General features: G+C 61.7%; 7 protein-coding genes. 6 read left to right on the top strand and 1 reads right to left on the bottom strand.

What is annotated here, in order from left to right; genetic code table 11:
• Nucleotides 1-214: 214 nt before the first annotated feature.
• Entirely contained in the window at nucleotides 215-2,137 is a 1,923-nt protein-coding gene (locus ACXRVY_RS12255; RefSeq protein ID WP_458237479.1) for an alkaline phosphatase D family protein, read from the bottom strand.
• A gap of 205 nt (nucleotides 2,138-2,342) precedes the next feature.
• Between ACXRVY_RS12255 and ACXRVY_RS12250 the strand changes: the two genes are divergently transcribed.
• The 6 genes from ACXRVY_RS12250 to ACXRVY_RS12225 form a co-directional block, all read left to right on the top strand.
• On the top strand, nucleotides 2,343-3,323 hold the full coding sequence (locus ACXRVY_RS12250) for a quinone oxidoreductase family protein (protein ID WP_218429410.1): 981 nt from the start codon (nucleotides 2,343-2,345) through the stop codon (nucleotides 3,321-3,323).
• A gap of 13 nt (nucleotides 3,324-3,336) precedes the next feature.
• Nucleotides 3,337-4,185 carry a TauD/TfdA dioxygenase family protein gene (locus ACXRVY_RS12245; protein WP_223460153.1) on the top strand — a complete coding sequence of 283 codons (849 nt, stop codon included), beginning with the start codon at nucleotides 3,337-3,339 and terminating at the stop codon, nucleotides 4,183-4,185.
• Nucleotides 4,186-4,299: 114 nt separating this feature from the next.
• A complete protein-coding gene (locus ACXRVY_RS12240) occupies nucleotides 4,300-5,352 on the top strand; it encodes a beta-keto acid cleavage family enzyme (RefSeq protein WP_223460156.1) in 1,053 nt (350 codons plus the stop codon).
• Between the two features lie 92 nt (nucleotides 5,353-5,444).
• Nucleotides 5,445-6,776, top strand: coding sequence for an MFS transporter (locus ACXRVY_RS12235; protein ID WP_458237478.1), 1,332 nt, complete (start codon nucleotides 5,445-5,447; stop codon nucleotides 6,774-6,776).
• Nucleotides 6,773-7,435: a DsbA family oxidoreductase gene (locus ACXRVY_RS12230; protein WP_223460160.1), complete on the top strand. Its 663-nt coding sequence runs from the start codon at nucleotides 6,773-6,775 to the stop codon at nucleotides 7,433-7,435. The genes ACXRVY_RS12235 and ACXRVY_RS12230 overlap by 4 nt, the downstream gene beginning before the upstream one ends.
• Nucleotides 7,432-7,632 (top strand): Rieske (2Fe-2S) protein (locus tag ACXRVY_RS12225; protein WP_458237477.1); only part of this gene is annotated, 201 nt, incomplete at its 3' end. The genes ACXRVY_RS12230 and ACXRVY_RS12225, both read left to right, overlap by 4 nt.

The raw sequence follows: 7,632 nt of genomic DNA, 5'->3' as shown, positions 1-7,632 counted from the left end.
CTGCTGAGGCGAATGCCCTGTATTCGAACATTCAGGTGGCACTCCATGAAGGTGCGCCGGGGGCGGGTTACAGAATGGATTCCCCCAATATTTAACTGGCCACTTCGCGAGCAGGCCCACAGGATCTGGAAAAAGTACACGCCAGAAATCCAGTGTGTGCGAGCCTGCTCGCCGCACCGTCGCTCCCACAGTTTTTTGTGGTGTCTTCTTTACCTCAATCATTGTCTTCTGGCGCAATCATCCGGGTTTTCGGCGAGCCGTTCGAGTTGTGCTGATAGATGGTCTGCGGCTGCCCCAGGTCATTGAAATACACCTGCCCGATCCCCGCCGAGTTCCATAGCCGCTCACCGGCTTCGGCGTGTTCCGGGACATGCGGCACGATGCGCATGCGTCGTCGTTTGGTCAGCCAGTTCAACGGTGAGCGTGGTGAGTACAGCCAGCGGTTGAGGCGGTCGAACCACTCGAGCAGGGTGGCCGGGAATTCGTTCTTGATGCCGCTGCTGGTGATCTGCCAGATGCGCGGTCCGGCCTTGCGATGGCGGATCAGCACTTCGTAGACGAAGGAGTAGTGCACATCGCCCGACAGCACCACGTAGTTACCCGGTGTGCGCGAGTGCCGGAAAATATTCAGGATCACCTGTGCCGCACCGCGATGGGCCATCCAGTTTTCCGCGTCCACCAGCAGTGGATAACCGCACCAGCTGAATACTCGCTGCACGGTTTCAATCAGCTTGACGCCGAAGATCGGCGCTGGCGAAACGATGATCGCGCTTGGGTGGTCCAGCAATTCCTGCTGCAGTTCGCTCAGGGCTTCCCAGTCGAGCAAGCCGGAAGGCTGCTTGAGGTTCATCTCGCTACGCCAGCGCCGGGTGCGAGTGTCGATCACCACCACGGCCGGGGTGGTTGGCAGCACGTAGTGCCAGTGCTGAAACTTCAGCAGATCACCGATCAAATCATCTTGAACAGTGCTGTCGAGATGACGCTGGTGTGTGCTCGCGCTCAACCCACCAGCCTTTTTCAGCAGGGCACGGAACGCATCCGGATTGTTGCCCCAGCCCTGGCACAGCATGTACGCCAACAGCGCGTTGCCGATGATGCGCCGGGAGAACGGATGGCCGTAGGCCGTTTCCTCCCATTGCGCGCTAAGGTTCCAGTCATCGGTGATGTCGTGGTCGTCGAAAATCATCAGCGTCGGCAGATGCGCCAGTGCCCGGGCGACGTTGCCAAGACCTGCCTTGAAGGCATCGATGCGCGTCTGTTCGAGGGCGTAGCGTTTGAGCCTTTCCGGCGTCAGCGTCGGTGCCTGGGGTGCGATCAAGGTCCAGGGCGTTGGCGACCAGACCAGCAAATACATGGCCATGACTTCGGCGAAGGTCACCAGATGGTTGTCGGCGCTGCTGCTGGTAAAAATCGGCTTGCGCGCACCGCCGAAAAAACGCTCGCGCAGGGTTTCATTGCTTTGCAGTGCCGGCAGCAGATCGGCACGGTGGTAGTAACTGGCCGGATGCTCGTAGAGCCTGGCGCTGTCGCTGACCACGGCGCCTTCGAGCTGTTCCCCGAACAGGCCCAGACGCTCGATCAAGGCGTGAATCGCCCGCAACATCGGCCCCGCCACATCGTCGGCGTAGACCTGATCGCCCGTCATCATCAGCAGTGCCGGGCGATCCTTGGCGTTGTGCTTTTGCGCCAGCAACCGGTCGACGCAGAGCAAGCCGTCTGCCGCCGGGTGATGAGGCTTGCGGCAAGAACCGTGCAGCAACTGGTCGACCCGCGCGCGCAGGACGAAGTTCGGGCAATGGGCATCGCCATACAGCAGATGCGGCGCCCAGTCGGCAATGCCTTTTTCTGTGCCATCGATCAGCAGGTCATAGTCGATCGACTCGTCCCGGGGCAGGGCGCAATCGAGTTGCACATCGATCAAGYGCACATAGGCATGAGCCCCCACTGCAATCACCGTGCATTGCCCGGCATCCAGACGAATATCGCCGACGCCCTGCAAGCGCAAGGTCAGCGCCAGCGCCCGGGAACCCACCAGCCACAGCACCAGCCGCGTGGGCTCAAGACGCCGCAGCAGCGGGCCGGCCAGGACCGGGGGCAAGGCTTGGTGATCGTCGGGCAGTGGCAGGGTGTCAGACATCCAGGTTCAAGACTCTTGGGGTATCGAGGCGGGCGATGATAGCGCAGGTGGCGGCGGGGCCGGCCAGGGCGATCCTGTTTCTGCCTGTCACCAAATGAAAAGCCATTGTCGTCTGATGAGAAGCGTCCCGACAGGCCTCGTCCTACAGTCCAATCAACGCAATTCGATGCAACACGCCCATATTGCAGATTGGAGAATAAGAAAAATGGCAAAAGCCGTACGCTTCTACGAAACCGGTGGTCCCGAAGTCCTGCGTTATGAGGACGTCGAAGTCGGCGAACCCGGTCCCGGCCAGGTTCGGCTTCGTCATGTGGCAGTCGGCCTGAACTATGCCGACACCTATTTCCGTAACGGTACCTATGCGATCCCGCTGCCCAACGGCATGGGCGTCGAGGCCTCTGGGGTAGTCCAGGCCGTTGGTGAAGGAGTCACCAACGTCGAGGTCGGCGATCGCGTTACCTACACCGGTTTTCTCAACACCCTCGGCGCCTACAGCACCGAGCGCCTGATCCCGGCCGCGCCGTTGATCAAGCTGCCGGAAACCATCAGCTTCGAGACCGCCGCCGCGATGACCATGCGTGGCCTGACGTCTTCGTACCTGATGCGCCGCATCTACGACTTCAAACCGGGCGACAGCATCCTGTTGCATGCCGCCGCTGGCGGTGTCGGCCTGATCGTTTCGCAGTGGGCCAAGTTGCTGGGCCTGAACGTGATCGGCACGGTGTCGACCGAGCAAAAGGCGGAAATCGCCCGGGCTCACGGTTGCGACCATACGATCAATTACAGCCATGAAGACGTCGCCGCTCGCGTTCGCGAATTGACCGACGGTGTGGGTGTCAACGTGGTGTTCGACAGCGTTGGCAAGAACACCTTCATGGGTTCGCTGGATTCATTGAAACCCCGTGGCCTGATGGTCTGCGTGGGTACCGCGTCCGGCCCGATCCCGGCGTTCGACCCGGTGATGCTGGCGATGAAAGGCTCGCTGTTCCTGACCCGTCCGGCCCTGGCCAACTACATCAGCGACCCTGCGGAAAAAGCCGCCCTGGCCGGTGAGCTGTTCGACCACGTCGGCAGCGGTCGGATCAAGATCGAGATCAACCAGCACTACGCGTTGCAGGACGCCGTGCAGGCCCATCGCGACCTTGAATCGCGCAAGACTACCGGCTCATCGATTTTCGTCGTTTAAGGAGCGGCCAGCCATGAAAGTCGAACAATTGACCTGCTCCATCGGCGCCGAACTGATCGGCGTCAATCTCGCCGACGCAGTCCATGACGACGGCCTGTTTGCCGAGATCCGCGCCCAGTTGCTCAAGCACCGCGTGGTGTTCCTGCGCGATCAGGACATCACCCGCGCCGAGCATGTTGCCTTCGCCCGACGCTTCGGCGAGCTGGAGGATCATCCGGTGGCCGGCAGCGATCCGGATCATCCGGGGCTGGTGCAGATCTACAAGAGACCGGACCAGCCGGCAGACCGCTACGAAAACGCCTGGCACAGCGACGCCACCTGGCGTGAAGCACCGCCGATGGGTTGCGTGCTGCGTTGCGTGGAATGCCCGCCGGTGGGCGGTGACACCATGTGGGCCAACATGGTCCAGGCCTGTGCGAACTTGCCGGAAGACGTGAAGGTCAAGATCGCCGATCTGCGTGCCCGCCACAGCATCGAAGCGAGCTTCGGTGCCGCCATGCCGATTGAAAAACGCCTGGCGCTCAAAGCGATGTATCCGGACGCCGAACACCCGGTGGTGCGCACCCATCCGGAAACCGGCGAGAAGGTGCTGTTCGTCAACGCGTTCACCACCCACTTCAGCAACTACCACACCCCTGAGCGGGTGCGCTTCGGCCAGGACGCCAACCCCGGCGCCGGTGATTTGCTGCGCTACCTGATCAGCCAGGCGTACATCCCCGAGTATCAGGTGCGCTGGCGCTGGAAGCCCAACAGCATCGCCATCTGGGACAACCGCAGTACCCAGCACTACGCCGTCATGGATTACCCGCCGTGCCACCGCAAGATGGAACGCGCCGGGATCATCGGCGACAAGACGTTCTGATCGAACGCCACCGGCATCCGCACTCGCAGCATTCGCACTCGTAAACACGTCTACCCGGCACGACCCCGGGTGGACGGAACAATCATAAGAACTGGCATAAGAACTGGAGTAACCATGCAATTCTTCGACGATTCCCTGCACCCGGAAAACATGGAAAAGGTAGTCATTACCGTGGCCCCGTACGGCCCGGAGTGGATGCCCGAAGACTTCCCGGAAGACATCCCGTTGACCATGGATGAGCAAGTCCAGAAAGCGGTCGAATGCTACGAAGCCGGGGCCACCGTATTGCACCTGCATGTGCGCGAGCTGGACGGCAAGGGCTCCAAGCGCCTGTCGAAGTTCAACGAGCTGATCGCCGGTGTACGTGAAGCCGTGCCGGACATGATCATCCAGGTCGGCGGTTCGATTTCCTTCGCTCCGGAAAGCGATGGCGAAGCGGCCAAGTGGCTGTCCGACGACACCCGCCACATGCTGGCCGAGCTGACGCCGAAACCGGATCAGGTCACGGTCGCGATCAACACCACGCAAATGAACATCATGGAGCTGCTGTATCCGGAATACCTGGAAGGCACCTCCCTGGCCAACCCGATGATCCAGGCTGCCTACAGCGAGATGACCGTACCGGCTGGCCCGGCCTGGGTTGCCGAGCACCTCAAGCGTCTGATGGACAACGGCATCCAGCCGCACTTCCAGCTGACCGGCATGCATGCCTTGGAAACCCTTGAGCGTCTGGTGCGCAGGGGCGTCTACAAAGGTCCGTTGAACCTGACCTGGATCGGCATCGGCGGCGGTTTCGATGGTCCGAATCCGTTCAACTTCTTCAACTTCCTCCACCGCGCGCCGGACGGTTCTACTGTGACCTCCGAATCGCTGCTCAAGAACGTCATGCCGTTCAACACCATGTCGATGGCCATGGGCATGCACCCGCGCGTAGGCAATGAAGACACTATCATTGACCACAAGGGCGATCGTTTCGGCTCGGTTGCACAGATCCAGCAAACCGTGCGCATTGCCCATGAGCTGGGACGTGAAATCGCCACCGGCAAAGAAGCCCGCGAGATCTACCGCATCGGCGTGCAGTACGAAACCATCGAAGAAACCCTGTTGGCCAACGGCATGGCCCCCAACCGCAAGGCCGGGCAGAAAGGCGTGCCGCAACGCGGCTGACCGAGGGTCGGGACGAGAGGCCGTGACCTCTCGTCCGCCTGACCGTTACACGCTTGATAACAAAAATAAAACAAAGCTCTTGAGGAGGCTGCATGGCCTTTCACCCAATCGCCGCTGACGATGACGACTCCAGCGGAGTCGGCGTTGCGCGCCAATATGCCTGGATCGTCTTTGCACTGACGTTCGGCCTGTTGATTTCCGATTACATGTCGCGTCAGGTACTGAACGCGGTGTTCCCGCTGCTCAAGACTGAGTGGGCGTTGAGCGACGGACAGCTCGGTCTGCTCAGCGGCATCGTTGCCCTGATGGTCGGCCTGCTGACGTTTCCCCTGTCGTTGATGGCCGACCGTTTCGGCCGGGTCAAGAGCCTGGCGCTGATGGCGTTCCTGTGGAGCGTGGCGACCCTGGGTTGCGCGCTGGCGCAGGACTACCAGCAGATGTTCATCGCGCGATTCATGGTCGGCGTCGGTGAAGCGGCCTACGGCAGCGTGGGCATCGCCGTGGTGATCTCGGTGTTCCCCAAACACATGCGCGCCACCCTGGCCAGTGCCTTCATGGCCGGCGGGATGTTCGGTTCGGTGTTGGGCATGGCTTTGGGTGGTGCGATTGCCGCCAAGCTGGGCTGGCGCTGGTCGTTCGCCGGCATGTCGCTGTTTGGCCTGGTGCTGGCGGTGCTCTATCCGCTCATCGTCAAGGAAGCGCGCATTGCGCCACAACGTGCCGCGCAGATTGCGAACAAGACGGCCGCCGCGGTCAAGCGTCCGCTGCGCACGCTGTGGTCCAGCCGCTCGGTGGTGGCGACCTACGTCGCCAGCGGCTTGCAGTTGTTCGTCGGCGGTACAGTGATGGTGTGGATTCCCAGCTACCTCAACCGCTACTACGACATGCCTACCGACAAGGCCGGTGGCATGGCGGCGATCATCGTGTTGTGCAGCGGCGCGGGGATGATCCTGTGCGGCATGCTCAGCGACCGCCTGTGTCGGAACTCGCCGGAGCGCAAGGTCAGCCTGGCCATTGGTTTTTGCCTGGGCAGTTGCCTGCTGCTGTCGGCAGCGTTCGCATTATCGGCAGGGCCTGTGCAACTGGCGCTGATCTGTCTGGGCATGGCGATTGCCACCGGCACCACTGGCCCCGCCGGTGCGATGGTTGCCAACCTGACCCATTACTCCGTCCACGGTACGGCGTTCGCCACGCTGACCCTGGCCAATAACCTGCTGGGGCTGGCCCCCGGGCCGTTCCTGACTGGCCGTGTGTCCGACCTCATCGGTCTGCATGCCGCGTTTCAACTGGTGCCACTGGTCAGCCTCGCGGCGGCGGCGGTGTTCTTTTATGCCAAGTGTCATTACCACAAAGATATTGCCCGCCTTCAGGGTCAGAGCGTGYCTGACCCTGTCCGTGAAGCCGGGATAGAGGTGAAGTTGTGAGTCGTCGTTTACGTATTGATGTGTTTTTCGATTTTATCTGCCCCTGGTGCCTGATCGGCAAACGCCAACTGGAGCATGCGCAGGTGCAGTTTCGCAGCCGTCACCCGGATGTGCAGATCACCACGGCGTGGCACGGGGTGCAGTTGCTGCCTCAGATACCGGTACAAAGTGAACCCTTCGCCGATTTCTACCGCAAGCGCCTGGGCAATGCCGACGCGGTGGCCATGCGTCAGAACCAGGTACAGCAAGCTGCCGGGGCGGTTGGACTGGCCATCGACCTCAGCCGTATCGAGACGATGCCCAACACCGCGGACGCCCATCGTTTGTTCGAGCGTGCCAGCGCACTGGGCAATGCCAGTCAGCGTGAAATGTTGCTCGAACGCCTGTTCGCCGCTTATTTCCTGAGACGCGAAAACCTCGGTTGCCGTGAGACCTTGCTGGCCATTGCCCGCTCCTGCGGCGTCGACACGAACGAAGTGCTCGATTGCCTGAAGGGCGACGCCACGCCATTTGCAGGATCCCCCGGCGCGACCAGTGGCGTGCCGAGCTTTCAGTTCGACGGTCGCCTGACGGTGATCGGTGCGCAACCTGCCCAGGCGCTGCTCGGGGCCATGAACGAAGCCCTCAAGGAAAGTGACCGCGAGCGGCAGCCAGCATGACCCGGCGCATTCCCGTACCTGCCGGCAAACACCCGCAGGCCGGTGGCCGAGCGCTGTTCGAATTCGATGACAAAAGCCTGGCGCTGTTCAACGTCGACGGGCAGCTGTTTGCCATCGACGACAGCTGCCCGCATCAGGGCGCCTCGCTGTGTGGCGGGCGCCTTGAGGGCCGGGTGATTCAATGCTGCGCCCATGGC

Source organism: Pseudomonas sp. P5_A2_2, assembly GCF_054177685.1.
This window is presented reverse-complemented; position numbering and strand designations above follow the sequence as displayed.